Here is a 25540-nt window from a genome sequence, read left to right on the forward strand (position 1 = left end):
AAGCAGGGCCACACTTATCTGTGTAAGGAAACACTGTTCTTTAACTGAGGTTTAACTTATGAAGATGACCGTATTATCACTCACCTCCGCAGCGCTTCTGGTTGGTGCAGGTACTTTCGCGGCATCAGCTCAAGCCCAGCAATCATTTCAGTACCCACAAGGATATGTGGGCGGTGATGCCATGTTCTGGAGCCTAAACCCTGACCGTGGTTCTTCACGTGATGCTGTTGGGCTGCGTTTGCGCGGTGGCGCGCAATTTAACGACTACTTTGCTGTTGAAGGCCATCTGGGAACCGGCGGTTCAGATGGGGGAGCCGAACTAGATCACATAGCAGGTGCTTACGCAAAAGGGATTGTCCCTATAGCGTCTGAAATACGTCTGTATGGTTTAGCGGGTTTCACCGAGGTTGATATCAACAGCGACCGTGAAAGCGGTTTCTCCTATGGTGCGGGTGCAGAAATGGATATCGCCCCAAATGTATCAGTAGGTGCCGACTACATGCGCTACCTGGATAAATCAGCTTATGATTTTGATGCAGCAAGCATAGGACTGAGTTACCGGTTCTAAGCATTTACCATATTAAGTAAATAATTTATCAAGGGAATACAGCCCCGCTGTACTAAGCGAATAGTTTATACAGCGGGGTTTTTAATTGTATTTTTTGTTAAATATAGTTAATCTTGTGGCCTTTATTAAAGGTGCCTTAAAGGTGCCATAACGTTAAGGGAACAAGATGAAAGTCTCAGCTAAAGCACTAGTGGTTGCCTCTGCACTGTTAATGAGCGGCGCTGCACACGCGCAATCATTTGGCGTAGGTTACGACGCAGGCTATCCACAGGGTTATGTGGGCGCTGATGCCATGGCGTGGACGTTAGACCTGGATGGTGCTGATGAAAGTTTTGACGCTGTTGGCCTGCGCCTTGTGGCAGGCGTGAAGCTAGATGAGTACCTCGCTGTTGAGTTCCATGGGGCGACAGGTGGCTCTGATGATCTTTACGGTCTTGATATGGAGTTAGATTATCTGGTTGGCGGTTTCTTGAAAGGTATCGTTCCGCTGAGCAATAACGCACGCTTGTTCGGTCTACTAGGTTATTCAGAAGTGAAATTGACCGCCAGTGGTTTCGGATTAAATGAAAGCGGCCGCGATGATGACGTCTCTTTCGGCGCTGGCGCAGAAGTTGATGTGTCTGACTCCCTCGCCATTAGCGCTGATGTCACTCGTTACCTAAGCCAAGCGGAGTATGACCTGGATGCCTACAGCGTTGGTCTGCGCTACCGCTTCTAAAGCGGCACTAATGCGCTAACCAAGCACCCCGCTGACTGAGCAAGGACGCTGCAGCGGGGGTTTTACATACATTTTTAGCGTGCTAATGTTTTTGCGAGGCTGAAATGTGCCTTCTGGCGCTACTCCATTCGAAAGTGGCCGCTTGGGGGCTAATGTGCAAGTAGTGCATGTTTGCTCAACCGCTGGGAACCAGCGCGCTTGCCTGAAACTAGTTGAGGCACTTTTCATAACAAAGACTACTCTGAAAAGTGAGCCGACGTTGTAGCCAGTGTTGACTCGACGCTCGGCAGTTTCCCTACTAACGGATTAGAGGTGTTCGTCATGGCAAGTGGCAAAGAAGATAAAGCGAAAGGCGCGGCCAATAAAGCCGCAGGTAAAGTAAAAGAAGCGGCAGGCAAGACCACCGACAGCAGCAAAACCGAAGCCAAAGGTAAAGCCCAGCAAGCAAAAGGCGAGCTGCAAAAAGGCAAAGGTGACGCCAAGGGGAGCCAGAAAAAACAGCGATAAATGGATGCAGCACTAATTATTAACAGGGGGCTTCGGTCCCCTGTTGGCGTTATGGGGGTTCAATCATATTGCTTCAAGCAAGATGGTTAATGGCTTTGCGGAATCGCGCCAGAAAAGATGGAAACCATGAGTATCGCCGCCACGCTCAGGGAAACAGCACTACGGTGAAGTTGATGACACTATTTTAGTATTTGCAGCTAATTATGGATAATTGATCGCATTGATTTAGGTCAACAAACAACCGATCAGACGCCTATTTTTATCGTGCACAACCTTGATGGAGTGCAAGGCAGCGGAACGCCTGCTATGACGTAATGGTGATGTGCCATGACTCACCACACTGAGGGAGTGTTCCATGCCTACCATGATGAAAGCGGCCATTTTCGTTGAGCCAGGCCGCATCGAGATTGACGAAAAACCTATTCCAGAGATCGGCCCTAACGATGCGCTGATGCGTGTGACCACCACCACGATCTGCGGCACCGATATACATATCCTGAAAGGTGAGTACCCGGTGGAGCGCGGCCTGACCATTGGCCATGAACCCGTGGGCGTGATCGAAAAACTAGGTGCCAATGTAAAAGGTTACCAAGAAGGCCAGCGGGTCATTGCTGGTGCCATTTGCCCCAGTTTTACCTCCTACGCCTGCCAGGATGATTGCTGCTCGCAGGATGGCGGCCACCACGGCCACGGGTATAAACCGATGGGCGGCTGGCGCTTTGGTAACACCATCGACGGCGCACAAGCTGAGTACCTGCTGGTGCCGGATGCCCAGGCCAACCTCTCGCCAGTGCCGGATGGCCTAACCGACGAACAGGTGCTGATGTGCCCGGATATTATGTCCACCGGCTTTGCCGGTTCTGAAGCCGCTGGTATCAAAATTGGCGACACTGTGGCGGTATTCGCCCAAGGGCCGATTGGCCTATGCGCCACGGCGGGTGCGCGGCTGCGTGGGGCCGGGATGATCATTGCGGTAGACGGTGTTGATGAGCGTTTACAGATGGCCAAGCAGATGGGCGCGGATGTAACGCTGGATTTCCGCAAGGTGGATGTGGTCGAGGAAATTCTCAAAATCACCGGCGGGCGCGGCGTCGATTCCGCGATTGAAGCGCTTGGCCTGCAGCAGACTTTTGAGTCCGCTCTGCGGGTGCTAAAACCCGGTGGAACGCTCTCCAGCCTGGGCGTTTACTCCCAAGACCTGACGATTCCGCTGGGCGCTTTCTGTGCGGGCCTAGGCGACCACAAGATCGTTACCTCACTTTGCCCTGGCGGCAAAGAGCGCATGCGCAGGCTGATGAGCATCATTGCCGCCGGACGGTTGGATCTTGGCCCCATGGTGACTCACCGTTACGCGCTTGAGAACATCGTCGAGGCCTACGACCTGTTCTCCCACCAGCGCGACGGTGTATTAAAAGTGGCCCTCAAGGTTTCCTGAGGGCCATCGGCAGCGTGCGATATCGCTTGTTTTATACCTCCTGATACAGCGCGCTGCCTTCCCGGCGGAACTTCTCCGCCTGCTCCTGCATTCCGCGTTTCACCGCTTCGGCATCGCCTTCAGCGGCGTTTTCCGGCGTAAGGTCGCGGTAGGTATCGCGCACTTCCTGGCTGATCTTCATGGAGCAGAACTTCGGCCCGCACATGGAGCAGAAGTGCGCCACCTTGGCGGAATCCTTCGGCAGGGTTTCATCGTGGAATTCCCGCGCGGTGTCGGGGTCTAGGCCCAAGTTGAACTGGTCTTCCCAGCGGAACTCGAAGCGCGCCTTGGAGAGCGCGTTATCGCGACGCTGCGCCGCCGGATGGCCCTTAGCCAAATCCGCTGCGTGGGCGGCAATCTTGTAGGTGATGATGCCGGTTTTCACGTCGTCTTTATTGGGCAGGCCCAGGTGCTCTTTCGGCGTCACGTAGCAGAGCATGGCGCAGCCAAACCAGCCAATCATCGCCGCCCCAATGCCGGAGGTAATGTGGTCGTAGCCCGGCGCGATATCCGTTACCAGCGGCCCAAGGGTATAGAAGGGCGCTTCGTCGCAGTACTCCAACTGCTTATCCATGTTCTCTTTCACAAGGTGCATGGGCACATGGCCGGGGCCTTCGATCATCACCTGTACATCGTGTTTCCAGGCAATGTGGGTCAATTCGCCCAGGGTTTTCAGCTCCGCCATTTGCGCTTCATCGTTGGCATCGGCAATGGAGCCGGGGCGCAGGCCGTCGCCTAGCGAGAACGCCACATCGTACTGCTTGCAGATCTCGCAGATCTCCTCGAAGTGGGTGTATAGGAAGCTCTCCTGATGGTGATACAAACACCACTTCGCCATGATGGAGCCGCCACGGCTGACAATGCCGGTGACGCGGTTGGCGGTGAGCGGCACATAGCGCAGCAGCACCCCCGCGTGAATGGTGAAGTAATCCACCCCCTGTTCCGCCTGCTCGATCAGCGTATCGCGGAAGATCTCCCAGGTGAGGTTTTCGGCAATGCCGTTGACCTTCTCTAGCGCCTGATAGATGGGCACCGTGCCAATCGGCACCGGCGAGTTGCGGATGATCCACTCGCGGGTTTCGTGAATGTTCTGCCCGGTGGAGAGATCCATGATGGTATCCGCGCCCCAGCGGATGCCCCAGGTCATCTTGTCCACTTCCTCTTCAATGGAAGAGGTGACCGCCGAGTTGCCCAGGTTGCCGTTGATTTTCACCAGGAAGTTACGGCCAATGATCATCGGCTCGCTTTCCGGGTGGTTGATGTTGTTGGGAATGATCGCCCGCCCACGGGCCACCTCATCGCGCACGAACTCCGGGGTAATTTCTTTGGGTAGGCTGGCACCAAAGCTCTGGCCCGCATGTTGATGGCCCAGAATGCGCTCCACTTCCGCCGTGCCTAACGCTTGGCGGCGCTGGTTTTCCCGCAGGGCGATAAACTCCATTTCCGGTGTGATGATGCCCTGGCGGGCGTAGTGCAGCTGGGTCACATTTTTACCCGCTTTTGCCCGGCGCGGGGTGCGGGTTAAATCAAAGCGCAGTTGGGCCAGCGTGGGGTCGTTGGCGCGGCGCTGGCCGTACTGGCTGGTGGGGCCATCTAAAAACTCGGTGTCGTTGCGCTCTTCAATCCAGGCCCGGCGCAGTTCTGGCAGGCCTTGGCGCAAATCGATGCGGGCGCTGGGGTCGGTGTAGGGGCCGGAGGTGTCGTACACCAGCAGCGGCGGGTTCTGCTCATCCACGCCGCTGGTTTTGGTGGGCGAGAGGGTGATTTCCCGAAACGGCACGCGAATATCCGGTCGCGAGCCTTCTACGTACACCTTGCGCGAGCCGGGCAGGGGGGCCACGGCGGCGGCATCTACTTGGGCGGTTTCGGCTAAAAAATGGGCGGTTTTGCTTTTGACGGTCTTGGTCATGACGGTTTCCTTGTTGTTGGTCATTATTGAGAAAGGTCTAAACCCATCTGCCAGAAATCGATTTCCAGGCGGGTGGCATCGCGGAAGATTTTGGCAAGCTCACGAAAGCGGGCGGGGGTGACATCGGCCAAGCGGGCATCGAGCCACGCAAGCTCCGCCTGCATGGCGGCCTGGAACTCCTCGCCTTCGTACATGGCAATCCAGGCATCGAAAGGGTTTTGCTCGCCGCGCAGCGTGGAAGGCTGTGCGTTCAGCCAGTTGGCAATTTCGCCGTAGCCCACCAAGCAAGGGGCCAGCGCCACGTGCAAATCCAGCAGGTCGCCGCGGTTGCCGGTATCCAATACATAGCGGGTGTAAGCCAGCGTGGCGCGGGCTTCGGGGAGTTCGGCAAGCTCCTGCTCGGAAATACCCCACTCCTGGCAAAAGCCCACGTGCAGGCCCAGCTCCACATCCACGATGGCTTTTAAGCTTTCATGGGCTTGGCGCAAATCTGCCAGGGTGGGGCTTTTGTAAGCGGCCAGCGCATAGGCGCGGGCGAAGTGGATCAAGAACAGGTAATCCTGCTTCAGGTAGTGGCGAAACGATGCCTCAGGCAGCGTGGCGGTGCCCAGCTGGCGCACGAAATCGTGTTCGATATAAGCGCGCCAATCTTGCTGGCAAGCGGTGGTGAGATCGGTAAAGCGGTAGCCCATGATGCCTCCGGTGGTAATGATCCGGAGGGCAGGCGAGAAAGATCGAGGGAATGGCACGGAAGGGTGGCGTAAAAGGAGCGCCGCGGCCATCGCTTGATCCCTACGCCGGTACCCGCGCCACGTTCAAAGCAGCGCATTAGCCGGATCAGGTTCAGCGGGACCAGCGCTTGGTAGCCAAAAGCCCACCCTGCGCCATCTCAGCCGGATATCACCGGCACCCCGTCAAGCTGTTCGTGGGTGGAGTGTAGGAGGCGGGTGGGGGGAGATGCAAGTGAGGATTGTAGGTGGTGGATCGAGTGAACAGTGAATTTTGATTATGTTACCGAATCGGCTAAGAAGCTTTTTATCGGCCTTTTGCCCATATAGATCGCTTCCCTGGCGTTTGCGGTGAGTATGGACTGCACTCAATACGTGTATTCTCTCAACCGCCGCTTTGCTTCAGCTCGGCAATGGATTCCAGCAAGCGCTGTGCGTTTTTTGGTGCTTGTAGAAGGTAAGCGGTTTCTTGCAATGCCTCGTAGTTTTCCAGAGACATCATGACCACAGATGGGGATTTACTCCGAGTAATGATCACAGGGGAGTGGTATTCACAGACCTGCTCCATGATTTTTGTTAGATGGATACTAGCGATGGTGTCGCTGATGACATCCATAAGGGTTCTCCTGAACGGGCCGTTGATGGGCGCTTGGTTACACCATCCGTAAAGACTGCTTACACATTGGCGGGTGATAGGCGGCATCCATCTGTGCCAAATCCTCGTCATCGAGCCTGACCTTATCAGCATCAGCGTTCTGTTTGAGGTGGTCCAGGTTCACGGCTTTAGGGATCGCGATGACGCCGGGGTGGCGTAGTGCCCAGGCAAGCGCGACTTGCGCGGGAGTGGCGCTGTGTTTATCGGCGATGCGTTGCAGGGTAGCGTCACGAAGTAGCGCGCCGCCTTGCCCGATGGGGCAGTAGGCCATAAGCGGCATGCGGTGCTGTGCTTGCCAGGGCAGCAGGTCGTATTCAATGCCGCGGGCTTCGGGGTTGTAGAGCACCTGATTGGTAGCGCAAGCGGGCGCGTTTAGCTCCGCTAGGTCGTCAACGTCGAAGTTCGACACGCCCCAGCGCAGTATCTTGCCCTGCTCGCGCAGCCGCTCAAACGCTTCCACGGTTTCGCTCAACGGGTACTGGCCGCGCCAGTGCAGCAGGTAGAGATCAATCGTATCGGTGCCCAATCGGCGCAGGCTGCGTTCGCAGGCGGCTTGAGCCCCCTGGGTGCTGGCGTTGTGCGGGTAAACCTTGCTGACGAGATACACCTCATCGCGCCTCCCGCGAATGGCTTCGCCAACGATTTTTTCAGCGCCGCCCTCGGCATACATCTCGGCGGTATCGATCAGCGTCATGCCCAGGTCCAGGCCTTCACGCAGCGCCCTGATTTCAGCCTGTCGCTGCCCGACATCCTCGCCCATATGCCAGGTGCCTTGGCCGATACGGGGTACGCTAACGCCGCCTAGATCTATTGTCTGCATATCTCGCTCTCCTAGTGTCATTTCTTTCTGCGATGCGGTTCTGACTGCCCAAGGCCATCGCCGTTCATGCTTCCATCGTAGACGATCCGTGCCTCGAAATTTTTCTATTTTGTCTCTTTAAAGATACGGTGCTATAGTCTATTGAAATAACAGGCGTTAGAGATACCATGCCGGAAATTGATGCGTTGCTAGGCCTTTCTTTTTGCTTGTATTTTTTTGATAACAAGCAACATAAGCTACCCCACCTTCATGTGAAGTATGGTAGCTACGAGCTAATCATTGCGATTGAAACGGGAGAATGTCTAGAGGGCTATCTGCCTAGCAAGCAGCGTAAGAGAGCAGAGAGCCATATTTTCGAGCACCGTGAACAGTTGATGGTGATGTGGCACAAAGCAGTGAATGGCGAAAACCCAGGTAAGCTAGGTGACGTATGCTAAAAATCGTGGATGTTGATATCATTTCAGATCATGCCCTGGCGCTAACGTTCAGCGATGGTTACCAGGGCCGCGCTGATCTGGCAGCTTACTTCAGTAAGCCTCCTTTTTCTGAGATCAAAGACTTCAAGCGTTTTTCCTTAACTCCGGAAGGCTCCCTCAATTGGAGCGGCAATGAGCTTTCTGCGGCAACACTGCGTGCCATTACCAAAGGTGAGCAAAAGTCTGCAGACGTTTTTTTTAACGTTCAAGAAATGGAAGCCGTGATTAAGCAGGCTTCCTGGGAGTCAATGAAAGAGGGCCGCCCTGATATTTTGCAAGCCGCTATTCGCTCTTATGTGGAGCAATTTGGTCATAGCCAAGTGATCGCGAAAGCAGGTATCAAAAGTCGCACCAGCGCTTACCGTTCATTAAAACCTGAAACCAAGCCTAATTTTGGCACGCTGGTGCAGCTGGGGCATGCCGTCATTGAGCTAGCGAAAGACCGTGCCGCAAGTATCAACGAGCCTTACATTTAAGCTGGGTTCTGCGCTTACGCATTGACGTTACTCTACCTAGCTATTTAACCAGAGGAACCCAAATGGCCGAGTATACCGCTTCCATTCAGTGGGCCCGTGGGGCTGATGAAGCCTTTCTAGATCAGCGCTATAGCCGTGGGCACGAGTGGGTGTTTGATGGCGGCGTTCGCGTGCCTGCTTCGTCATCGCCTCATGTAGTGCCGTTGCCTTATTCAGTCGAGGCCAACGTCGACCCGGAAGAGGCGTTCGTGGCCTCGCTCTCCAGTTGCCATATGCTGTTCTTTCTCGCCATTGCCGCGCAGCAGGGTTTTGTCGTAGAAAGCTATGTGGATAACGCGGTGGGTGTAATGGAGAAGGGCAGCGATGGGAAGATCGCCATGACCCAAGTAACGCTGCGGCCAAAGGCGGTGTTTGCAGGGGAGCCACCCTCCATGGAGGCGCTTGAGCAGATTCATCATGCTGCCCATGAAAAGTGCTTTATCGCTAACTCCGTTAAGACCGATGTGGTGACCGAGATTCAGTTTTAATTTCGTACCTTATCTTACAGAGCTTGCCTGCTAAACTCAGCACGGACGCTTTCCCCTAACTGCTTAGGAATATCTACAATGAACCACCGCCACCCACGCTGGATGCGTGCTGCGCTGTTGGCTTGCCTGTTGTTTGCCTCGTCTTCTGTCATGGCGCAGGAGGATCGCATTACCGCCGAGCTTGAGCGCATCGAGCAAACCCTGGGTGCGCGTATTGGCTTTGCCGCCCACAATTTAGCCACGGGCCAGCGCTGGGAAGTGAATGCGGATGAGCGCTTTGCCATGTCCAGCACCTTTAAAACCCTGGCCTGTGGCGCGCTGCTGGAGCAGGTGGATGAGGGGCAACTGGCGCTGGAAACCGAGGTCAGTTTTGAAGAGTCCGATTTGGTCACCTACTCGCCGGTCACCGAGCAGTACGCGGGCCATCGGCCGATGACGCTGTTCGAGCTGTGCGATGCCACCATGACCACCAGCGATAACACCGCCGCCAACCTAGTGCTGCAAGCGCTAGGCGGACCGGAAGCGGTGACGGCGTTTGCGCGCAGCATGGATGACCCCGTTACCCGCCTAGACCGCTTCGAAACCGAGTTAAACGAAGCCACGCCAGGGGATGAGCGGGATACCACCACACCCAACGCCATGCTGGCTACGTTAGAAAAGCTGGTGCTTGGGGATGTGTTATCAGATGAGTCTCGTCAGCAGTTAGAGGCATGGATGAAGGGGAACGCGGTGGCCGATGGCCTGTTTCGTGCTGCGATGCCGTTTGATTGGGTAATGGCAGACAGAACCGGTGCGGGTGGTTACGGCTCGCGCTCGATTACCGCGATTATTTGGCCACCGGAGCAGCCACCCACCGTCGTGGTGTTTTATATCACCGAAACCGAGGCATCGTTTAAGGAGCGTAATGCGGCCATTGCGTCTTTAGGCGAAGTGGTTCAAGACGTCTTAGCGGATAACTAATAAAAAACGGGTGGCGAATAGGCCACCCGTTTTTTATATCTGTTTTTCTTTAGAACCACCGAAATGGTAGCGCTGTTAAACTCTATCTTAAACACAGCTGCTCATACTTATGGCTGCGTTATTACAATACGCCCGTATGCTCCACGACCACCATGACACCAATCCCAATCAGCACCACGCCGCCTATCAGTTCCGCCCAGTGGCCTACGTATTTACCAAACTTATGACCAAGCAGTGTACCCAGCGATGCCATCACGGTGGTGGCAAGGCCAATAGCAAGGCTGGTGGTGATGATGTTCACATCAATAAATGCCAAGCTGGCGCCCACGGCCATGGCGTCCAGGCTGGTGGCGGTGGCCGTCAGTACCAGCAGCCACAGCGTTTGTTTGCGGTGCTCTACTTTTTCTTCTTTTTTCAGCCCTTCATACATCATATGCAGGCCAATGATGGTCAGTAGAACAAATGCAACCCAATGATCCCAGGCTTCTACGTACTGCTGAGAAGCCTTGCCTGCTACCCAGCCGAGTACAGGCGTCATCGCTTCAATAATGCCGAATACCAAGCCAATACCGACCGCATGGCGGAAGCGGGGTTTGGTGAGTTCCGCGCCTTTACTGATGGAAGCTGCAAAGGCATCCGCCGACATGGAAACCGCTAAAAATAGTAGGGCAACAGGTGTCATGACACATGTACTCTTTGGTAATACATTTGCGCACAGCGACTGCGTCAGCATGCGTTACACCGCATACCTGAGCGCAAAAGTGGGGGATTCAATAGCGGTGAATCTTATCAGCTTTTAATCATTGAACAAGGCAAGGAGTGAAAAATAAAGTTTGTAATAGCGAACTAATATAGCCTTGGCTAACAATGTGTCTGTTAGCTGATTTTGTTGGCCTTTTCATCTTTTTTTGTTTTTTAAGGTAAGTGGGTGAGATCTGAAGTTATTAAATAAAAGAGGCGGGCAGTAGCAGGTGTTTACAGTTAAAAGATTGCTGTTTTACGGTGGTTTTAAGTTATAAGCATAAGGACAAAGCATCTATTTATTTGTTTTTGAGAGCCTGGGCTTTTTGTAATAACGCGATCACCTCGTCATCGTTGGTTTGAGTGAAGTCCTGATAATACGCGCCAACGGCATTAAAATAGTCGGGGGTCATCAGGCTGAGGTAGTCATCTACTTCGGCGGCCAGCTCGGTTAATGCAGTTTCCGGGGCGACGGGCACCGCTAGAGTAACACTGGTGGCGCCCGCTTGGCGTAATGCTCTGGCGGCTGCCTTGGCCGTTCCACCAGTGGCAATACCGTCATCTATCAGTAACACTCGGCGGCCGCTAACGTTAACCGGTGGGCGCTGGCCGATGTACGCGTGGCGGCGGCGGGTGATCTCATCCAGCTGCCGCTGAATTTCTGCTTCAAGGTAGCGTTCGGAAGGTTGGAAGATGTCTACCATTTGCGGTGTTAGCACTACCTGCGGCGGGTCGCCATCAACAACCGCGCCAAGCCCAAACTCAGGCTGCCCAGGGGCACCAATTTTGCGCACAATGATCACGTCAAGCGGGAGCTTTAGCCGGGTGGCTACTTCGTAGGCCACAGGCACTCCTCCGCGGGGCAGTGCCAGCACTAGGTCGTAGTGCGATCCGGTCAATGCTTGGGCGAGTTTACGGCCTGCATCACGTCGATTTTCGAACAGTGCTCTATAAGCGGCCATGAGTCGCTCCTAAACACCAAACGGGTAGGTATCGGGTACGCCATGGGGTCTTTCGCTAGGCAGCGGCGTGATGGGGGTGGTCTCGTCAAACCACACGTAGGCATCAAACTGCTCTGCTAGCGAGGCCTTAAAGTAGTGGCTGTAGTATTCGCTTTCAGGACGATAGATAACACCGATGGCGCGTTCTAAACGCGTTGGCATTAAGCGGTCACGAGCATCCATGTGGTGAGAATGCCGTAGATCCATTAAGGCGCGTGGCAGCCGCGTTTCATGAAAAATGCGCTCAAAGGAGTCAGCACGTGATGGCACCACTTGCTTGATCTGCATGGGGGAATCCCAGTTATCGGCGGCGGCGACATACCCGGTATGCGTCCCAAAACCGATAAGCACTGCTTGGTCCCCATAAGCGGTGCGACATAGCTCGCCGATATTGAACTGCCCCTGCCAGCCCATCTCTGTGGCAGAGGCGTTACCAATATGGGAATTGTGCGCCCACACCACTACCTTGGCATCAGGGCCTTTGGCCTGGATAAGCTGTTGCAGCGTATTGAACATATGCCGGTCACGCAGGTTCCAGGATTGGGTGGAGCCACGATACATCAGCCGGTAGTACTGTTCCGCCGCTCTCACCACACGGGCGTTCTGGGTCGCATTGAAATAGGCCTCGCCGTTCTCTTTGGCCATGTACTCAAGCCGGTGGTCCAGTAGCGTTTGAAGTTGCGCCACCACTGCCTCTTCGCAAGCGTCTCGCTCGCCACGTAAGACGGCGTGTCCGTACAGAGCGGGTTCACTATGCCAGGGCGTTAAGCAGCCATAACGTTGGCGGGCAAGGTTAGCGGCATCGGGGTCGATTCGGTCTAGATAATCCAGCACGGCAACCATGGAGGCACGCAGTGAGTAAATATCCAGGCCGCGAAAGCTGGTGCGCTGTTCAAAGGGCAGGCTGGCATTATGTTGGCGCAGCCACTCGGTAAAGATTTCAACTTCAGTGTTGTGCCACAACCAGGCGGGGAATCGAGTGAACGCCTGCCGCTCTTCGCCTACTACCGCGCGGTGCCTAACGTGGCGGTCAATATGCGCAGCGTCGGGCCAGTCCGCTTCAACGGCCACCATATTAAATCCGTGATGTTTGATAAGCCGTTGGGTAATTGCTGCCCGCGCTCGATAGAATTCGGAAGTCCCGTGGGACGCCTCGCCCAGCAATACCATCTTGGCCTCGCCGAAACGGTCAAATTGAGCGCCGAAGGCTTCTTCCTCTTCCAGCGTGGGAAGAGGCTCGCAAGCGTTAGCAATCGCCTGTGCGGTTTGCCGAGCAGAAGGGAGGGGAGCTACTGTCGAGTGATCCATGAGAATCTCCCAGAGCGCGGGGCGTGTGAAATTTACTATAGTCAGGAAAAATCACCTTATCCAAGCTTATCTTGGCTGGTCGGCCAAGCAGCATCAGGTCCCTTGCGACATGGGCTGGGTTAGTGCGGAGTTTTGCAATGATCGGCTTTCCGGTATAGCCACCACACGTCCACACCGAATGAGTAGACAAGGCTCATCAGGGCGCTCAACGCCAGCAAACCGGCGAGAAAAGACGAGGTTAGTGGTGTTAATGCTAATAGTAGCGCGACCACCTGCCACACGCAGACGGCTTTGCGGCGAAAGCTCTCATTCAGCGGTTCATTCAGCCAGGGGAAGGGCAGGCTAGCGGCAACAAACAGGTAGCGCATACTGCCAATCAGCAGTACCCAGAGCCCGAGTGATTCTTCCACAATCAGCCCGATACAGAGCAGCGTGATCAGCAGGGCGTCCAGCTCCATATCAAACCGGGCGCCAAACGGGGAGTGGCTGCGTGTTCGCCGGGCTATCCAGCCATCGACCCCATCCAGCAACAGGGCAATGACCGCCACGCCCAGCCATAGCCAGATTGCCTGAATAAACGCTTCGCCAACCAGCGCTCCTGCCACTAGCGAAATTAGCACTGAGCGGCCAAGGGTGACTCGGTTGGCCCAGCCCAGCGGCCCGTGGGGCCAAAACGCCAGTACCAGCAGGCTAATCAGTGCATAAAAACCACTCGCTACCCACCAGTTCGCTGCGCTGGCCGTCAGCGGGGCGAGCAGTGCGCCAATCACGGCCAGTAACAGCGCGCCCAACAGAAGCTCAGCGACGCTGTAAAGGCGCTTAGGGAACGAATCGCTAGAGGAGTTGGAGACATGGGGCATGGTGGCTCACGAAGCGGGATAACCAACCGCAGTTGAAATTAACGATACAATTATTTAACTATGTACCATTCTTGTATAGGTGTGTAGGGTTGTCTATACATCACGCGCCCTTTTTCCATCCGGCGTGTCGGCTGGCAAGCGTTAATAGACCAATGCCCTTTCTACGCTAAGCTATAGGTGTGCCATTGAAAAGACGCCAAAACTTAGCAACGCTAAGCGCCGTGATCTAAACACTATGGATGGAAACAGCGCTTCAACGATAAGGAAATGTCATGTCGGCGCCCGATAAGGCCGTGGCATTTTGGGTGACACGCCCAGGCCACGGTGAACTAATGGACGAACCGCTACCTGCCCTAGGCGAAAGCGAGGTGCTGGTCCGTGCCCTCTACAGCGGGGTGAGTCGCGGTACCGAGTCGCTGGTATTTAATGCCCGCGTACCTGAAAGCGAGGTGCAACGGATGCGTGCGCCTTTCCAGGCGGGCGATTTCCCTACCCCGGTGAAGTACGGCTACTGCAGCGTGGGGCGCGTGGCCCACGGCCCCCGCGAGCTTGTCGATCAACCCGTTTTTTGCCTTTACCCCCACCAAGATCGCTATATCGTGCCCGCTACGATGGTGGTGCCGATTCCAGATAATGTGCCTGCCCGCCGTGCGGTACTGGCTGCCAATATGGAAACCGCCCTGAACGGCGTGTGGGATGCCAACCCCATGCTGGGTGAGCGAGTGTGTGTGATGGGCGCTGGCGTTGTCGGCGCGCTGGTCGCTTATTTATGTGCGCGAATCCCTGGGGTAGAGGTGCAACTGATTGATGTTAACCCCGAGCGCGAAGCGCTTGCCCGCGCCTTGGGCATTCCTTTTGCTCTGCCTGAGCAGGCACCTACGGATCAAGACTGCGTGATTCACGCCAGTGGCCACCCGGATGGCCTACGCCATGCCATGAGTTTAGTGGGCAACGAGGGCCGCATAATTGAAATGAGCTGGTTTGGCCAGGGCGAAGTCTCTCTGCCGTTAGGCGGCGCGTTTCACTCCCAGCGCTTAACCCTGCGTGCCAGCCAGGTGGGTCAGCTACCCGCCAAACTGCAGCCCCGCTGGAACCACCGCCGCCGCCTAGAAGTGGCGTTACGCCTGCTGGCCGATGCTAGCCTGGATGCCCTCATCAGCGGCGAAAGCGATTTTGCCGAGTTACCCGCGCTGGCGCCTAAGCTATTCGGGCCGCACAGCACCGCGCTCTGCCACCGGATACGCTACCCCTAATTCAGCGCGATGAATGACCACAGGAGAGTCTATGTACCGTTTATGCGTTCGCGACCACTTTATGATCGCCCACAGTTTTAAAGGCGAGATTTTCGGCCCGGCCCAGCGTACCCACGGCGCAACTTACGTGGTGGATGTGGTGTTTCAGCGTCCGGAGCTGGACCAAGACGGGCTGGTAATTGATATCGGCCTGGCCAGCGAAACCGTCAAAGAAGTACTGGCGGATTACAACTACCGCAACCTAGATGAGGTAAGCGAGTTTTCCGGCCAGAACACCACCACCGAATTTATGGCGAAGGTGATCTTCGACCAGCTAGCCGCGGCCATTAAGGCGGGCAGAATGGGCGAGACCGCGAAAGGCCTTACCCAAATGGAAATCAAGCTGCATGAATCCCATGTGGCCTGGGCAAGCTATGAAGGGGCGTTATGAGCCAGCGCTATACCTTATTGGTCGCCGGTGACCCGAACCAGCGCACCGGCGGCTATATCTACGATGCCCAGATTGTCTCCGCGCTGCGCGAGCAGGGGCTTGAGGTAGACGTGATAGGGCTAGAGGGCCGCTTTCCAGATGCTGATGATACCGCCAGCCAAGCGCTGAGTAAGGCGCTAGACGCGCTGGCCGATGGCGAGCGGGTGATTATCGATGGCCTTGCCATGGGCGCGTTGCCGGAAATCGTGGCCCGCCATGCGGACCGGCTGGATATCACGTCGCTGCTGCACCACCCGCTGGGGGACGAGCAGGGGCTTTCCAGCGAAGAGCAGCAGCGCTTGCACCGCTGCGAGCTAACCGGGTTAGCCTCGGTGGCGCGGGTTATCGTCACCAGCCGTTTCACCGCCCGCCGTTTAAGTGAACTGGCAAACGACTACTCACTGCCGGTTACCGCGCCGATTACCGTTGTCGAGCCCGGTGTTGCCCAGGCACCGATGAGCCCGGCACCTAACGAGGGCGAGCCTATCCGCCTACTGTGCGTGGCAACGCTAACCCCGCGCAAAGGCCAAGATGTGCTGGTCAAGGCGTTAGCGCAGGTGGAGAGTAGCCAGTGGCAGTGTGACTGCTATGGCGGTGCCCGTGATGCGGCGTTCAGCGCCAAGGTGCAGCAACTGATTGATGAGCATCAGCTCGCCGAGCGCGTCACCCTGCATGGCGAATGCGATGCTCCTACCCTTGAAGCTGCTTACCAGAACGCTCATGCGCTGGTGTTGCCCTCCTGGTATGAAGGGTACGGCATGGTGGTCACCGAAGCCTTGGCCCACGGCCTGCCGGTGATTACCACGACCGGTGGCGCGCTGCGCGATACCCTGCCGGAAGGTGCGGGTATTAGCGTTACCCCGGGCGATGTTGAGGCGTTAAGTGCCGCGATTACCAATTTCTGCACCAACGAGGCGCTGCGAACGGAATTGCGTGCCGGTGTGGCGGTAGCCCGTGGTGAACTAAACGACTGGCAAGCGGCGGGCGTCGCGTTTGCCAAAGCATTGAACGACGAAAGCTCGACCGAACTCTCGGCGGGCAGCCAGTTTGCCGCCAGTTGGCTCTCCCTGCGCGAAGCGGTGGATAGCCACGCACGTAGTGAAGCGTTGGTCAGCCGCCTAAACGAGTGGCTAGCGGCCCGTTCTGCGCCTGCCGCATTGGCCGATCTAGGCTGCGGGCGGGGCAGCAATATGCAGTTCTTAGCGCCACGGCTCTCTAGCGCGCAGCGCTGGGTGCTGTTTGACCACGATGCGGCCTTGTTGCAAGAGGCGCGAGCACGGGTGCGACCACTGCACGATGCCGCGGGGCAGCCGCTGAAAGTGGAAACCCACTGCGCCTCGTTGTCCAATCTCGACCATCCGGCGTTAAAAGACGTGGATGTCGTGAGCGCCTCGGCGCTGATGGATCTGGTATCCCAACAGTGGATAGACGCGCTGGCCGCGCAGTGTGCAAAGCGTCAGCAGGCGCTGATGGTGAGCTTAAGCGTCACCGGCGAGTGGTACTTTGTAGACGCCGAGCAGCAGCCCATCGACGACCCGGAAGACCGCTTTGTGCTGGGCCTGTTTAACGCCCACCAGCAGCGGGATAAAGGCTTGGGCGAGGCGCTTGGCGGCGCTGCCCACGGGGCACTGGTGAACGCGTTACAGCAGCACGGCTACACCGTGGAGGAGGCGCCTTCACCTTGGCAGCTTGTGGCGGACAGCCATGAGCAGCAGCCGTTGGTTAGCTCGCTGATAAACGGTTGGGCAGAGGCGGCTACCGAGCAGGCCCCCGATGCCGCTACCCGTATTGCCGAGTGGCGCACTGCGCGCCTGGATGCCGTGGAGCGAGGGCAAGCGGGTGTTTGGGTAGGCCATTACGACCTGCTGGCGTTACCAGCGGCGAAGGGCTAGCCCATGCCTGCGTGGCGTTTTCTGCGGCAGCCGTGGGTGCAGCGCGGCTTAATCAGCCTTGCGCTGCTGGCGGCGGTGGCCTTATGGGTAAAACCAGCGGCCATTCTGGCGGAGGTGAAGCGCCTTGCCCCGTTATGGGTGCTAGCGGCGCTTGCCATCAGCGTGCTGCAGGTAGCGCTCAGCGCTTGGCGCTGGAAGCTCACCGCTGGTTTGGTGGATGTCCCGCTACGCTTTAGCTATGCCCTGCGCGAATACTACCTAGCGCTGCTGGTCAACCAGCTATTGCCGGGGGGCGTATTGGGAGATGCAGGGCGCGCCCACCGTCACGCTCGTCAGACGGCTTCCAAAGGCAGCGCTTGGCGTGCGGTGGTGATTGAGCGAGCGTCCGGGCAAATGGCGGTGGCGCTACTCACGCTAGCGGCGCTGTTTACGTCGCCCCTCTGGCACGCTGCGCTAGGCGTGCCCCTGCTACTCACGCTGGCTGCCAGCTTTGTGGCTGTGCTGTTGGCGCTGGTGGCGTTAGGTGAGTGGTTGCGTCGTGGGCATGGAGTCACGCTACCCGCCTGGTGCAATGCGATGGGCCGAGATATTCGCCGGGGGCTGTTGCAGCGGGGCGTATGGCCGCTGCAGTTAGCCTCCTCGCTGGCGATTGTACTCAGCTATGGCTTAGTAATGGTGTGCGCCGCCCGAGCTATTGGCAGCGAGATGCCTGCCCTTGAGGTGCTGGCGCTAGCACCAGTGCTGCTGTTAGCCATGTTGGTGCCGCTCTCGATTGCGGGGTGGGGGCTGCGCGAAGGCGCCGCTGCCGGTATTTGGGTGCTGGTGGGGTTACCCGCCGCCCAGGGAGTCGCCATCTCGCTGGCGTATGGCGTGCTGGTACTGCTCTCTAGCTTACCGGGCATTTGGGTGGCGCTAGGTAAACGTGCCCGCGCCACGCCTGGGCACGGCCCCGCTTTTTCTGGGCCATCGTCGTCGGGTGGTTTAGAAAGCCCGCAGCTCCACATCGAACAGCGTGTCGTCGCCGCACCGGAACGAGCGCATCGTAGGGCGCAGCGCGTTCTCCAGGGTCTCGATGGGCGTCATTTGCAGGCCCGGCCTGCCGGAGCCAATCAGCAGCGGTGCCACCATCAGGTGCAGTCGGTCTACGCTGTTAGCCTCAATAAATTGGGAAATAGTGATACCGCCGCCCTCCACCAGTACACGCTTCAGCCCGCGCCCTGCCAACAGGGCAATTACATCGGCGGGGCTGAACTGCCCGCTAGCGTTCAGGGGCAGTACGCAGTGCTCAGCGCTGCTGGCCAAAGGCGTGACCTCTGGCCCGGTAAGGTGCAGCGTTTTCACGTCTCCGTTGGTGAACAGCGCGATATCGCTGGGCACGCGACCACGCGGGTCGAGCACCACGCGGGTTGGGTGGCAACCGCTCACGTGGCGCACGGTGAGCTGGGGGTTATCGGCGGCGGCGGTGCCTGCACCCACTACCACCGCGTCGGCCAAGGCACGCAGCCGATGCAGGTGTACCAAGCTTTCCGCGCCGTTGATGTAGTGGGAATGGCCGCTTTCCGTGGCAATTCGCCCATCAAGGCTCTGCCCCAACTGGGCGACGACCCAGGTGGGACGGGCCGCCAGCGGCGTCAGGCAATCCAACAGCGCCTGAGCTTGAGGCGTTACCACCTGGGGCGAGTGCCACTGGCCATCGCTGGCAAGGGATATACCGGTAGCACCGGGCGGCCCTTCGCACTTGGCTGTCAGCCACGCCCACGCCGTCTCACTATCGATGGGAGAGGATTGCTGGGGACTACGGGAGTCGGGCATGACGCCTCCATACTGAAAACAACCACCGATCATGCGGGGCGGTGCGGCTCAACGCAAGCGACCTTTGCCCACATCACTAGGCAATCTGGAGGCCTACATGTATCACATTGAACGCGCTATTTTTGATATTCGCCGTGGTTTGCCGGTGGTTATTAACAGCGGTGAGCAGCGCCTTCTGGTGCAAGCGTTGGAAGGCAGCCGCTCGGTAGATGCCCTGGCACGCCTCTCCGGTGCGCGCCCCACGCTGGTACTCACCCGCCACCGCCTGGAGGCCATGGGCATGTCGCTCACCGCCGAGGCCGCCTGCCTGCCACTACCAGAGCATGTGAGTGAACACGAGCTAAACCAGCTAGCGGTAGCAAATGCAGCCACTAAGCCTAGCGCGCTACTCAGCGGCTTGAAGCCCGCCGGGGCGGCAGAGCGTAGTGCGGTAGCGCTAATGCGGCGGGCGCTACTGATTCCGGCAGCGCTGACTGCGGTGGTCAGCGAACGGGCACAGGAGGAGGTGGCCGAGCAAATTGCCCAAGGGCGGCTGTTGGAAGTGAAGGCTGAAGAGGCGCTGGCGTGTTTGGCTGGCGCGCCCGGCATGCTGAAACGGGTGAGCGAGGCCAATATTCCCCTTGAGGATGCCCCGCATAGCCGCTTTGTGCTATTCCGCGAACCGGATGGCCTGCGCGAGCACGTTGCCGTGGTCATCGGCCAACTCGATAGCCTGGAAGGCCCCGTGCCGCTGCGTATGCACTCCGCCTGCTTAACCGGTGACCTGTTTGGCAGCCTGCGCTGCGACTGCGGCGAGCAGCTGCGTAATGCCGTGGCCGATATCCAGGCGATGGGGGGCGGTGTACTGCTCTACCTTGCCCAAGAGGGGCGGGGGATCGGCTTAGCCAATAAGCTGCGCGCCTATACGCTGCAGGATAGCGGCCTGGATACGGTGGATGCCGACCAGGTACTGGGCTTTGGCGACGACGAACGCCAGTACGCGGTGGCGGTGGACATGCTGAACGCTCTGAGTATTGATCAGGTACAGCTACTCACCAACAACCCGCTGAAAATGGCCGCGTTGCGCGAAGGCGGTATTGAGGTGGTATCCCGCCAGGCGCTGTATGGCAGCGTGACCGACCATAACCATCGCTACCTGAGCGCCAAAGCCAACCGGGCGGGCCACTTTTTGGATGAAGTGCTAGAAAGCCGCAGCCGCTAACGTTTACCTGCCGCTGCTGATGTCTCCAACGGCGGGAGCTGAGACGTTTCCGCCACCACCTGGGCAAGCTGTGCAGCATAGTGATGAACAAGCCGCTCACCTAGGGCGGCGTTGGCTTGGCTGGCATCTCCCGCTACGCCGTGGTGGCTCAAATCCTCCCCCAGCCAAGCGAAAGCAGCGCTGCCTTCCGGGCTGACCAGAGCGCCCTCCGGCGGCGTGGCGGGAGCGGCGGGTTCATAGCCTTCAAACGTCACCAGTTGCGGCGCTAAGTGCTGCATCATGGCGGTTTCCAGCAGCCCGCCGTGCAGCCCGTAGCGCAGTTCGTCGGCATGTATGGCGCCCTCTAGCGGTGGTAGTCGTGTATAAGTGGCTTTTACTACCCGCATCCCACAGCGCCGCCGCAGCGTCAGCGCGGCTAGATCCATTACCGCTTTATTGCCGCCGTGGCTATTAATCAGTACGAGCTTATAAATGCCCGCACGGGCAATGCTCTCGCCGTAGGCTTCCAATGTAGCGATCGCCAGCGGCGCGGGCAGGCTGAGGGTGCCTGCAAAACTGGCGTGTTCGTCGCTGGCTCCGATGGCGATAGCGGGCAGGCACAGCACTTCAAGAGCTGGGTCCAGCTTGTCGAGCATGGCAGCCTGCAGGCCTTCGCCAATGATCAGGTCCGTTCCTAAGGGGAGGTGCGTGCCGTGCTGCTCAATGGCCCCGAGGGTGATAACGGCCACCGGGTCGCGCTGGGTAAGGGCGCGCAGCTGGGGGGCGGTCAGATGTTGCCAGTGATAAATCATGTCAATCTCGTTAGTTAGGTGAGGGGATAGTCAGCAGCTAGTGGTTGTCGAGTGGCACCGCCAGCAGCGGGTGGTCACTGCGGCAGGCGTAGATATCGCCTGACGCGAGGTTCCCTGCGCCTTCAGCAAGCCATGCCGACATGGCATCCGGTGTTTGCCACGTAGCAAACCGGAACTGGCGCTGCTCTCCGGCAATGGCGTTAAAGCGGTAGTCGCCTAGCCGGTTGATCTGCGCGAGGCAGGCGTGGCTGACCTCTAACATGCCGGCGACAAACTCTACCGAGAGCGCGGCCACCGGATGGCTAAGCCCCTGCAGCACCTCGGCTTCAAACCCTTCTACGTCGATTTTGATAAAGCGTGGTTCGCCAAAGCGCTCAATCAAAGCATCCAGGGTGGTCATCTCTACCCGCAGGGTTTGCTCCCAGCGCACCCGCTGAAAGCCGGGATTACGTTCGCCCACTTGGCCACGCCACTCGGTCGCTAGGGTGGAGAGGGTCGGGTTGGCTACGCTAATGGCGATATCCGCATAGCCTGACTCGGGGCCAACCGCCATCGGCAGCAGTGAGATATGCGGGCTTTTTAAAAGCCGCCGGAACCATTTGGCGAGCGCTGGTTGAGGCTCTAAGGCAATTACCTGCGCACCCAGCGCTTGAAAGGCCGCGCTGCGGTCGCCTAGGTGGGCGCCAATATCAAACGCGATATCCCCTGGCCCCACAAACGGCTGGTAGAGCCGCTGTAGGCTTCTCTGGCGCCCAGGCCGCCAGTAAATAAACAGCGAGCGGGCCAGCCCGCTGGCGCTGCGTAGCCGCTGTAACGTGGACGGGGGCATTAATAGGGCTCCTTAGCGCGTGAGGTAGGCGGCTCTTGAGGAGATTTAGTGGGTTTAAGCAGCTGGCAGGGCATTTCACCCAGCAGCTCCGCTGGTGGCATCATCAGTATAGTCGTGGGTGCTTCCGTTAATAGTTGGGGGCTGCGTGCCATGAGATTCGCAAAATCCTGTAAAAGCACCGGTTTCAAGCTAATGCTGGGCGTATGCAGTAAGCCTAAGCGGTGGCTAATCACGCCGCCCCAGGTGCCGCTGCTGGAGTATTTAACCAGCGGCGCGGCGGCCACTAGCCCGAGCCAGGCGGGCGTTAGCCAGCCAAACGCGGAGGGTGAAAAGAGCATCATGGTGCCCGCCCATAGCGCGCCGCACAGGGTCATCCAGCCGGTGTGCCGCCAGGTTTCCCGCCAACTTAGCGAGCGCTCGCCCCGGTGTTGGGTTTGCCACTCGATGGCGCGACCAATCAATACGTTAATAATAAATAGGCTATGCCACGCCATCATCAATGGGGCAATTAAGGCGGCAAACACCATTTCCAATAGAGTGCTGACCACCAGTTTAAAGCGCCCGCCAAAGGCGTGGGGACATTGGCAGAAGGTTAGCAGTAAGCCCAGTAGCTTAGGCGCAATCAGCATCCCCAAGGTGGTACTTAGTAGCCACAGGGAGAGCGCTTGGGGCAGTAGCGGTTCGGCTGCGTCGTCAATGGCGTGGTAGCCCACCATCAAGCTGGTACACAGTAAAAGCCCCAGCCAGACCAGCGACGAGAGATAGGCAAAAGCGCCAAAAAAGAAGTGCAGGCGACTGATCGGGTGGAAGCCTGCGCCAGTCAGCAGGCGTAAGTGCTGTAAGTTGCCCTGCAGCCAGCGGCGGTCGCGCTTGGCAAAGTCGAGCAGGTTGCTGGGCATGGCTTCAAAACTGTTGCGCGAGGCGCTGGCGTGGGGGTTGCGCCGAGATAGGGCTGCCGTGGCGGAAGTGTCCAGCAGTACTTGCCAACCGCCGCGTTTAAGCAGTGCGGCTTCCACAAAGTCGTGGCTTAGCAGTTCACCCCCCAGCGGTGGCTTGCCCGACAGTGTGGGTAGCCCCGCGTGGGCCATAAAGGCACGGGTTCGGATAATCGCATTATGCCCCCAGTAGTTGGCGGCATCGCCCTGCCAGAAGCTTTGGCCCGCCGCTAGCATGGGGCTGTAAAGCGCTGAAGCCAGTTGAGTAAAGCGGCCAAACAGCGTGCGCTGGCCAACGGGGATCGGCACGGTTTGAATGAGCCCTACGGTGGGGTAGCGTTGCATTTGATGCACCATGTGCAGCAGCGTGTCACCGCTCATCAGGCTGTCAGCATCCAGCACCACCATATAGTCGTAGCGGCGCCCCCAGCGCCGACAAAAATCGGCAATATTGCCCGCTTTACGCCCGTGGTTATTGGGGCGGCGGCGGTAGTGGATCGCTAGCTGGCCAGCCATGCGCTGCTGCAGCGCGGCCACGTGGGCAGCTTCTTCTTCAGCGTGGGCAGCATCCTGAGTATCGCTGAGGATAAAAACTTCAAAATGCTGACGAATAACGTTGGCGGTGTCGTCACCTTGAGGAGTGGGCTGCTGCAGTAGCGAGCGGCAGGTGGCTTCCAGGCCAGCAATAGTAGGAATGGGCGGTTCCGCATAAATCGGCATCACCAGCGCCGTACGGCTGACCAAGCGGCTGGCCGTGGGGCGCTCGGCGGTTAAGCGTTTAAGGCTTAATGGGTTCCGGCGCAGCGCACAGAGTACAAAGCCGCAAACGGCTCCCCAAAAGGCCAGTGCGATCCAGCTAAAGGTCATACCGAACAGCGTTAGCATAGCGACTTGCCAGCTAAGGGTTAAATTGGCGACCACGTGGGCCATCGCTATGCAGCCTGCGGCGCTGGTGCCAATGACCAGCGTGGCCAGTAGGGCGCGTCGTGCGTTGAGCCACGGCATAGGCGGGGTGGGAGTGTGTAGATCACGCATCGGGATACCACACATAGTTCCAGGTTTCTGTCACCGGCTTACCGTCGTGCATCAGGCGTAGGCGAATATCGCTAGGCTGACCGTTGGGTGGCAGCCGGAACGTGGCGCGCCTTCCGTTATCGGGCAGCACTTTTACCTGGGGCAGCAGCGCTTCGCCGTTGAGCACGCTGATATCTAGCGCTAATTCGGCATCAGGGGCGAGGTTATCTAATTCGCCACCGGCAAAGTCGACCACAAACTGGCGCTGGTTCGCTGAGGGGGAATCCACTTCGCCCGGTACGGCGGCAGTGCCGTGGCGAGTGCGAATTACCTGCCCTAGTGTGTGCTCTTCGGGCTGTTCGTTAAGGGTGTAGGTGCGGTAGTGCAGGCGCTGGGATTCACCGGCACTTAGCGTGTCGTCGGATACCCAGTAGGCCACGATGTTGTCGTGGGTTTCATCCGGCGTGGGGATTTCCACTAGCTCCACGCGGCCCTGGCCCCAAGCTTCCAGCGGCTCTACCCACTGGCTGGGGCGACGGTGGTAGTTGGCTTCCAGGTCAAGGTAGCGGTCGAAGTCGCGCTCTCGCTGCATTAGGCCAAACCCCTGGGGTGCATCGTCGGCAAAGCTTGAGACCCTCACCGCTGTAGGGTTGCTCAGCGGCCGCCAAATCCATTCGCCGCTACCGGTATGCATTAACAGGCCGTCCGAGTCATGCACCTGGGGGCGGAAGTCGTCTGGCCGCTGGGCCGAGGCTTCGCCATAGGTGAACATGCTGGTGAGCGGCGCAATGCCTACTTTCTCCACATCGCTGCGGGCAAAAATTTCGGCTTCCACCTCGGCTTCGGTGTGTTCGCCGGGGGTGAGGGTAAAGCGGTAGGCACCGCTGAGCGAGGGGCTATCCATCAGTGCCATCAGCGTGACACTCTCGGTGTCGTTGTCAGGTGTGACCAGCCAAAATTCACGAAAGGCAGGAAACTCTTCGCCTTGAGCGGAGGCCGTGTTGATCGCCAGCCCACGGGTGGATAACCCGTAGGCCTGATGCTGACCAACCAAACGAAAGTAGCTGGCGCCTAAAAACACCGCGAACTCATCGGCGTAGTCGGAGTTATTAATTGGGTAGTGGAGCCTAAACCCCGCGTGGCCGCTGCCGTTTAAATCATGCTCAAGCAGAGTGCTGGCCTCACCGTCGTAACGAAAGTCATCGGTGGTGAAGTCGAGTGGCGTCACCTCGCCTGCTTCTACCAAGTTCAGCGTCACCGGCGCTTGGAATAGAAACCCGCTGTGGAATAGCTGTAGGTTAAAGGGGCTTTCATCGCGCCAGTAGGCGCGCTCTGGGTTAAAGCGTATTTGCCGATAGCCATCATAATCGAGCGCCTGGAGGGCATCGGGCAGGTTTGCCTGGGGCGCTTGATAAGGGGAGGCGGCTAACTGTTTGGCACGCGCTAACACCTGTTGAAAGACAGCATCTTCGCTGGCTGTGGCGGGTAGGGTGAATAACCAGCTTAACGACAACATCCATTTTGCAGCAGTACGGCAACCCATGGGCGAGTTCCTTTCGTTACCTGTTAGAGAGTCAATAACACGTCATTGTGTGAAATATCTAAACAAAAACTAT

25 protein-coding genes, 1 pseudogene and 1 riboswitch are annotated in these 25540 nt (G+C 57.9%); of the genes and pseudogenes, 13 read left to right on the forward strand and 13 right to left on the reverse strand.

Features of this window, described 5'->3' with window-relative positions; all coding sequences use genetic code 11:
* Nucleotides 1–58 precede the first annotated feature (58 nt).
* The 4 genes from LG300_RS03565 (at nucleotide 59) to LG300_RS03580 (ending at nucleotide 3228) form a co-directional block, all read left to right on the forward strand.
* A complete protein-coding gene (locus LG300_RS03565) occupies nucleotides 59–568 on the forward strand; it encodes a porin family protein (RefSeq protein WP_404377041.1) in 510 nt (169 codons plus the stop codon).
* 166 nt (nucleotides 569–734) lie between these two features.
* On the forward strand, nucleotides 735–1286 hold the full coding sequence (locus tag LG300_RS03570; RefSeq protein ID WP_404377042.1) for a porin family protein: 552 nt from the start codon (nucleotides 735–737) through the stop codon (nucleotides 1284–1286).
* Nucleotides 1287–1607: 321 nt separating this feature from the next.
* A complete protein-coding gene (locus LG300_RS03575) occupies nucleotides 1608–1793 on the forward strand; it encodes a CsbD family protein (RefSeq protein ID WP_404377043.1) in 186 nt (61 codons plus the stop codon).
* Between the two features lie 355 nt (nucleotides 1794–2148).
* Nucleotides 2149–3228 (forward strand): NAD(P)-dependent alcohol dehydrogenase, encoded by a 1080-nt coding sequence (locus LG300_RS03580; RefSeq protein WP_404377044.1) that lies wholly within the window; start codon nucleotides 2149–2151, stop codon nucleotides 3226–3228.
* Nucleotides 3229–3259: 31 nt separating this feature from the next.
* On the opposite strand, the gene thiC is transcribed toward LG300_RS03580, so the two are convergent.
* From thiC to LG300_RS03600, 4 genes are all read right to left on the reverse strand, one after another.
* A complete protein-coding gene (gene thiC, locus LG300_RS03585) occupies nucleotides 3260–5176 on the reverse strand; it encodes a phosphomethylpyrimidine synthase ThiC (RefSeq protein ID WP_404377045.1) in 1917 nt (638 codons plus the stop codon).
* Between the two features lie 23 nt (nucleotides 5177–5199).
* Nucleotides 5200–5868 carry a thiaminase II gene (tenA, locus tag LG300_RS03590; protein ID WP_404377973.1) on the reverse strand — a complete coding sequence of 223 codons (669 nt, stop codon included), beginning with the start codon at nucleotides 5866–5868 and terminating at the stop codon, nucleotides 5200–5202.
* An 80-nt stretch (nucleotides 5869–5948) separates the two neighbouring features.
* Nucleotides 5949–6100: riboswitch (TPP riboswitch) on the reverse strand.
* Between the two features lie 189 nt (nucleotides 6101–6289).
* Nucleotides 6290–6520, reverse strand: coding sequence for a type II toxin-antitoxin system Phd/YefM family antitoxin (locus tag LG300_RS03595; protein ID WP_404377046.1), 231 nt, complete (start codon nucleotides 6518–6520; stop codon nucleotides 6290–6292).
* 37 nt (nucleotides 6521–6557) lie between these two features.
* Nucleotides 6558–7379 (reverse strand): aldo/keto reductase, encoded by an 822-nt coding sequence (locus tag LG300_RS03600; protein WP_404377047.1) that lies wholly within the window; start codon nucleotides 7377–7379, stop codon nucleotides 6558–6560.
* A 167-nt stretch (nucleotides 7380–7546) separates the two neighbouring features.
* Here LG300_RS03600 and LG300_RS03605 point away from each other — a divergent pair, with 167 nt between their 5' ends.
* From LG300_RS03605 to bla, 4 genes are all read left to right on the forward strand, one after another.
* Complete coding sequence (locus LG300_RS03605; protein ID WP_399842105.1) at nucleotides 7547–7816, forward strand: DUF4160 domain-containing protein; 270 nt, start codon at nucleotides 7547–7549, stop codon at nucleotides 7814–7816.
* Entirely contained in the window at nucleotides 7810–8331 is a 522-nt protein-coding gene (locus LG300_RS03610) for a DUF2442 domain-containing protein (RefSeq protein WP_404377048.1), read from the forward strand. Before LG300_RS03605 ends, LG300_RS03610 begins: the two co-directional genes overlap by 7 nt.
* Nucleotides 8332–8393: 62 nt before the next feature.
* Nucleotides 8394–8858: an OsmC family protein gene (locus tag LG300_RS03615; RefSeq protein WP_404377049.1), complete on the forward strand. Its 465-nt coding sequence runs from the start codon at nucleotides 8394–8396 to the stop codon at nucleotides 8856–8858.
* A gap of 78 nt (nucleotides 8859–8936) precedes the next feature.
* Nucleotides 8937–9818 (forward strand): class A beta-lactamase, encoded by an 882-nt coding sequence (bla, locus tag LG300_RS03620; RefSeq protein WP_404377050.1) that lies wholly within the window; start codon nucleotides 8937–8939, stop codon nucleotides 9816–9818.
* 121 nt (nucleotides 9819–9939) lie between these two features.
* Here the strand turns inward: bla and LG300_RS03625 are convergent, their stop codons facing one another.
* The 4 genes from LG300_RS03625 to LG300_RS03640 form a co-directional block, all read right to left on the reverse strand.
* A complete protein-coding gene (locus LG300_RS03625) occupies nucleotides 9940–10500 on the reverse strand; it encodes a manganese efflux pump MntP family protein (protein ID WP_083023102.1) in 561 nt (186 codons plus the stop codon).
* A 358-nt stretch (nucleotides 10501–10858) separates the two neighbouring features.
* The gene (locus tag LG300_RS03630; RefSeq protein WP_404377051.1) at nucleotides 10859–11521 is read right to left on the reverse strand and encodes a phosphoribosyltransferase; all 663 of its coding nucleotides are present in this window, start codon (nucleotides 11519–11521) and stop codon (nucleotides 10859–10861) included.
* A gap of 9 nt (nucleotides 11522–11530) precedes the next feature.
* Complete coding sequence (locus LG300_RS03635) at nucleotides 11531–12868, reverse strand: erythromycin esterase family protein (protein WP_404377052.1); 1338 nt, start codon at nucleotides 12866–12868, stop codon at nucleotides 11531–11533.
* A 119-nt stretch (nucleotides 12869–12987) separates the two neighbouring features.
* Entirely contained in the window at nucleotides 12988–13728 is a 741-nt protein-coding gene (locus tag LG300_RS03640) for a CDP-alcohol phosphatidyltransferase family protein (RefSeq protein ID WP_404377053.1), read from the reverse strand.
* A 272-nt stretch (nucleotides 13729–14000) separates the two neighbouring features.
* On the opposite strand from LG300_RS03640, the gene LG300_RS03645 reads away from it, so the two are divergent.
* The 4 genes and pseudogenes from LG300_RS03645 to LG300_RS03660 form a co-directional block, all read left to right on the forward strand.
* Nucleotides 14001–14981, forward strand: coding sequence for a zinc-binding alcohol dehydrogenase (locus LG300_RS03645; protein WP_404377054.1), 981 nt, complete (start codon nucleotides 14001–14003; stop codon nucleotides 14979–14981).
* A gap of 31 nt (nucleotides 14982–15012) precedes the next feature.
* Nucleotides 15013–15411 (forward strand): 6-pyruvoyl trahydropterin synthase family protein, encoded by a 399-nt coding sequence (locus LG300_RS03650; protein ID WP_404377055.1) that lies wholly within the window; start codon nucleotides 15013–15015, stop codon nucleotides 15409–15411.
* Entirely contained in the window at nucleotides 15408–17342 is a 1935-nt protein-coding gene (locus LG300_RS03655) for a glycosyltransferase (RefSeq protein ID WP_404377056.1), read from the forward strand. Before LG300_RS03650 ends, LG300_RS03655 begins: the two co-directional genes overlap by 4 nt.
* Before the next feature lie 3 nt (nucleotides 17343–17345).
* Nucleotides 17346–18218, forward strand: a pseudogene (locus LG300_RS03660) (YbhN family protein); the annotation flags it as partial.
* 105 nt (nucleotides 18219–18323) lie between these two features.
* On the opposite strand, the gene LG300_RS03665 reads toward LG300_RS03660, so the two are convergent.
* Complete coding sequence (locus tag LG300_RS03665) at nucleotides 18324–19187, reverse strand: RibD family protein (RefSeq protein ID WP_404377975.1); 864 nt, start codon at nucleotides 19185–19187, stop codon at nucleotides 18324–18326.
* A 64-nt stretch (nucleotides 19188–19251) separates the two neighbouring features.
* On the opposite strand from LG300_RS03665, the gene ribA reads away from it, so the two are divergent.
* Nucleotides 19252–20355, forward strand: coding sequence for a GTP cyclohydrolase II RibA (ribA, locus tag LG300_RS03670; RefSeq protein ID WP_404377057.1), 1104 nt, complete (start codon nucleotides 19252–19254; stop codon nucleotides 20353–20355).
* On the opposite strand, the gene LG300_RS03675 is transcribed toward ribA, so the two are convergent.
* From LG300_RS03675 to LG300_RS03690, 4 genes are read right to left on the reverse strand one after another with little or no spacing between them, the layout of a single operon-like run.
* On the reverse strand, nucleotides 20352–21146 hold the full coding sequence (locus LG300_RS03675) for a creatininase family protein (protein WP_404377058.1): 795 nt from the start codon (nucleotides 21144–21146) through the stop codon (nucleotides 20352–20354). The two genes, ribA and LG300_RS03675, sit on opposite strands and share 4 nt — an antisense overlap.
* Before the next feature lie 37 nt (nucleotides 21147–21183).
* Nucleotides 21184–21975: an FkbM family methyltransferase gene (locus LG300_RS03680; protein WP_404377059.1), complete on the reverse strand. Its 792-nt coding sequence runs from the start codon at nucleotides 21973–21975 to the stop codon at nucleotides 21184–21186.
* Nucleotides 21975–23945 (reverse strand): glucans biosynthesis glucosyltransferase MdoH, encoded by a 1971-nt coding sequence (gene mdoH / locus LG300_RS03685; RefSeq protein ID WP_404377060.1) that lies wholly within the window; start codon nucleotides 23943–23945, stop codon nucleotides 21975–21977. Before mdoH ends, LG300_RS03680 begins: the two co-directional genes overlap by 1 nt.
* Nucleotides 23938–25467, reverse strand: coding sequence for a glucan biosynthesis protein (locus LG300_RS03690; protein ID WP_404377061.1), 1530 nt, complete (start codon nucleotides 25465–25467; stop codon nucleotides 23938–23940). Before LG300_RS03690 ends, mdoH begins: the two co-directional genes overlap by 8 nt.
* Nucleotides 25468–25540 lie beyond the last annotated feature (73 nt).

Origin of the sequence: Vreelandella aquamarina (genome assembly GCF_044805175.1) — a bacterium.
In the GTDB taxonomy this organism is placed as follows: Bacteria; Pseudomonadota; Gammaproteobacteria; order Pseudomonadales; family Halomonadaceae; genus Vreelandella; species Vreelandella aquamarina_B.

What these genes read in the sequence shown, in the direction of transcription:
- LG300_RS03565 (WP_404377041.1), top strand. Translation starts at nt 59, where the DNA reads ATGAAGATGACCGTATTATCACTCACCTCCGCAGCGCTTCTGGTTGGT.
- LG300_RS03570 (WP_404377042.1), top strand. Translation starts at nt 735, where the DNA reads ATGAAAGTCTCAGCTAAAGCACTAGTGGTTGCCTCTGCACTGTTAATG.
- LG300_RS03575 (WP_404377043.1), top strand. Translation starts at nt 1,608, where the DNA reads ATGGCAAGTGGCAAAGAAGATAAAGCGAAAGGCGCGGCCAATAAAGCC.
- LG300_RS03580 (WP_404377044.1), top strand. Translation starts at nt 2,149, where the DNA reads ATGCCTACCATGATGAAAGCGGCCATTTTCGTTGAGCCAGGCCGCATC.
- thiC (WP_404377045.1), bottom strand. Translation starts at nt 5,176, where the DNA reads ATGACCAAGACCGTCAAAAGCAAAACCGCCCATTTTTTAGCCGAAACC.
- tenA (WP_404377973.1), bottom strand. Translation starts at nt 5,868, where the DNA reads ATGGGCTACCGCTTTACCGATCTCACCACCGCTTGCCAGCAAGATTGG.
- LG300_RS03595 (WP_404377046.1), bottom strand. Translation starts at nt 6,520, where the DNA reads ATGGATGTCATCAGCGACACCATCGCTAGTATCCATCTAACAAAAATC.
- LG300_RS03600 (WP_404377047.1), bottom strand. Translation starts at nt 7,379, where the DNA reads ATGCAGACAATAGATCTAGGCGGCGTTAGCGTACCCCGTATCGGCCAA.
- LG300_RS03605 (WP_399842105.1), top strand. Translation starts at nt 7,547, where the DNA reads ATGCCGGAAATTGATGCGTTGCTAGGCCTTTCTTTTTGCTTGTATTTT.
- LG300_RS03610 (WP_404377048.1), top strand. Translation starts at nt 7,810, where the DNA reads ATGCTAAAAATCGTGGATGTTGATATCATTTCAGATCATGCCCTGGCG.
- LG300_RS03615 (WP_404377049.1), top strand. Translation starts at nt 8,394, where the DNA reads ATGGCCGAGTATACCGCTTCCATTCAGTGGGCCCGTGGGGCTGATGAA.
- bla (WP_404377050.1), top strand. Translation starts at nt 8,937, where the DNA reads ATGAACCACCGCCACCCACGCTGGATGCGTGCTGCGCTGTTGGCTTGC.
- LG300_RS03625 (WP_083023102.1), bottom strand. Translation starts at nt 10,500, where the DNA reads ATGACACCTGTTGCCCTACTATTTTTAGCGGTTTCCATGTCGGCGGAT.
- LG300_RS03630 (WP_404377051.1), bottom strand. Translation starts at nt 11,521, where the DNA reads ATGGCCGCTTATAGAGCACTGTTCGAAAATCGACGTGATGCAGGCCGT.
- LG300_RS03635 (WP_404377052.1), bottom strand. Translation starts at nt 12,868, where the DNA reads ATGGATCACTCGACAGTAGCTCCCCTCCCTTCTGCTCGGCAAACCGCA.
- LG300_RS03640 (WP_404377053.1), bottom strand. Translation starts at nt 13,728, where the DNA reads ATGCCCCATGTCTCCAACTCCTCTAGCGATTCGTTCCCTAAGCGCCTT.
- LG300_RS03645 (WP_404377054.1), top strand. Translation starts at nt 14,001, where the DNA reads ATGTCGGCGCCCGATAAGGCCGTGGCATTTTGGGTGACACGCCCAGGC.
- LG300_RS03650 (WP_404377055.1), top strand. Translation starts at nt 15,013, where the DNA reads ATGTACCGTTTATGCGTTCGCGACCACTTTATGATCGCCCACAGTTTT.
- LG300_RS03655 (WP_404377056.1), top strand. Translation starts at nt 15,408, where the DNA reads ATGAGCCAGCGCTATACCTTATTGGTCGCCGGTGACCCGAACCAGCGC.
- LG300_RS03665 (WP_404377975.1), bottom strand. Translation starts at nt 19,187, where the DNA reads ATGATCGGTGGTTGTTTTCAGTATGGAGGCGTCATGCCCGACTCCCGT.
- ribA (WP_404377057.1), top strand. Translation starts at nt 19,252, where the DNA reads ATGTATCACATTGAACGCGCTATTTTTGATATTCGCCGTGGTTTGCCG.
- LG300_RS03675 (WP_404377058.1), bottom strand. Translation starts at nt 21,146, where the DNA reads ATGATTTATCACTGGCAACATCTGACCGCCCCCCAGCTGCGCGCCCTT.
- LG300_RS03680 (WP_404377059.1), bottom strand. Translation starts at nt 21,975, where the DNA reads ATGCCCCCGTCCACGTTACAGCGGCTACGCAGCGCCAGCGGGCTGGCC.
- mdoH (WP_404377060.1), bottom strand. Translation starts at nt 23,945, where the DNA reads ATGCGTGATCTACACACTCCCACCCCGCCTATGCCGTGGCTCAACGCA.
- LG300_RS03690 (WP_404377061.1), bottom strand. Translation starts at nt 25,467, where the DNA reads ATGGGTTGCCGTACTGCTGCAAAATGGATGTTGTCGTTAAGCTGGTTA.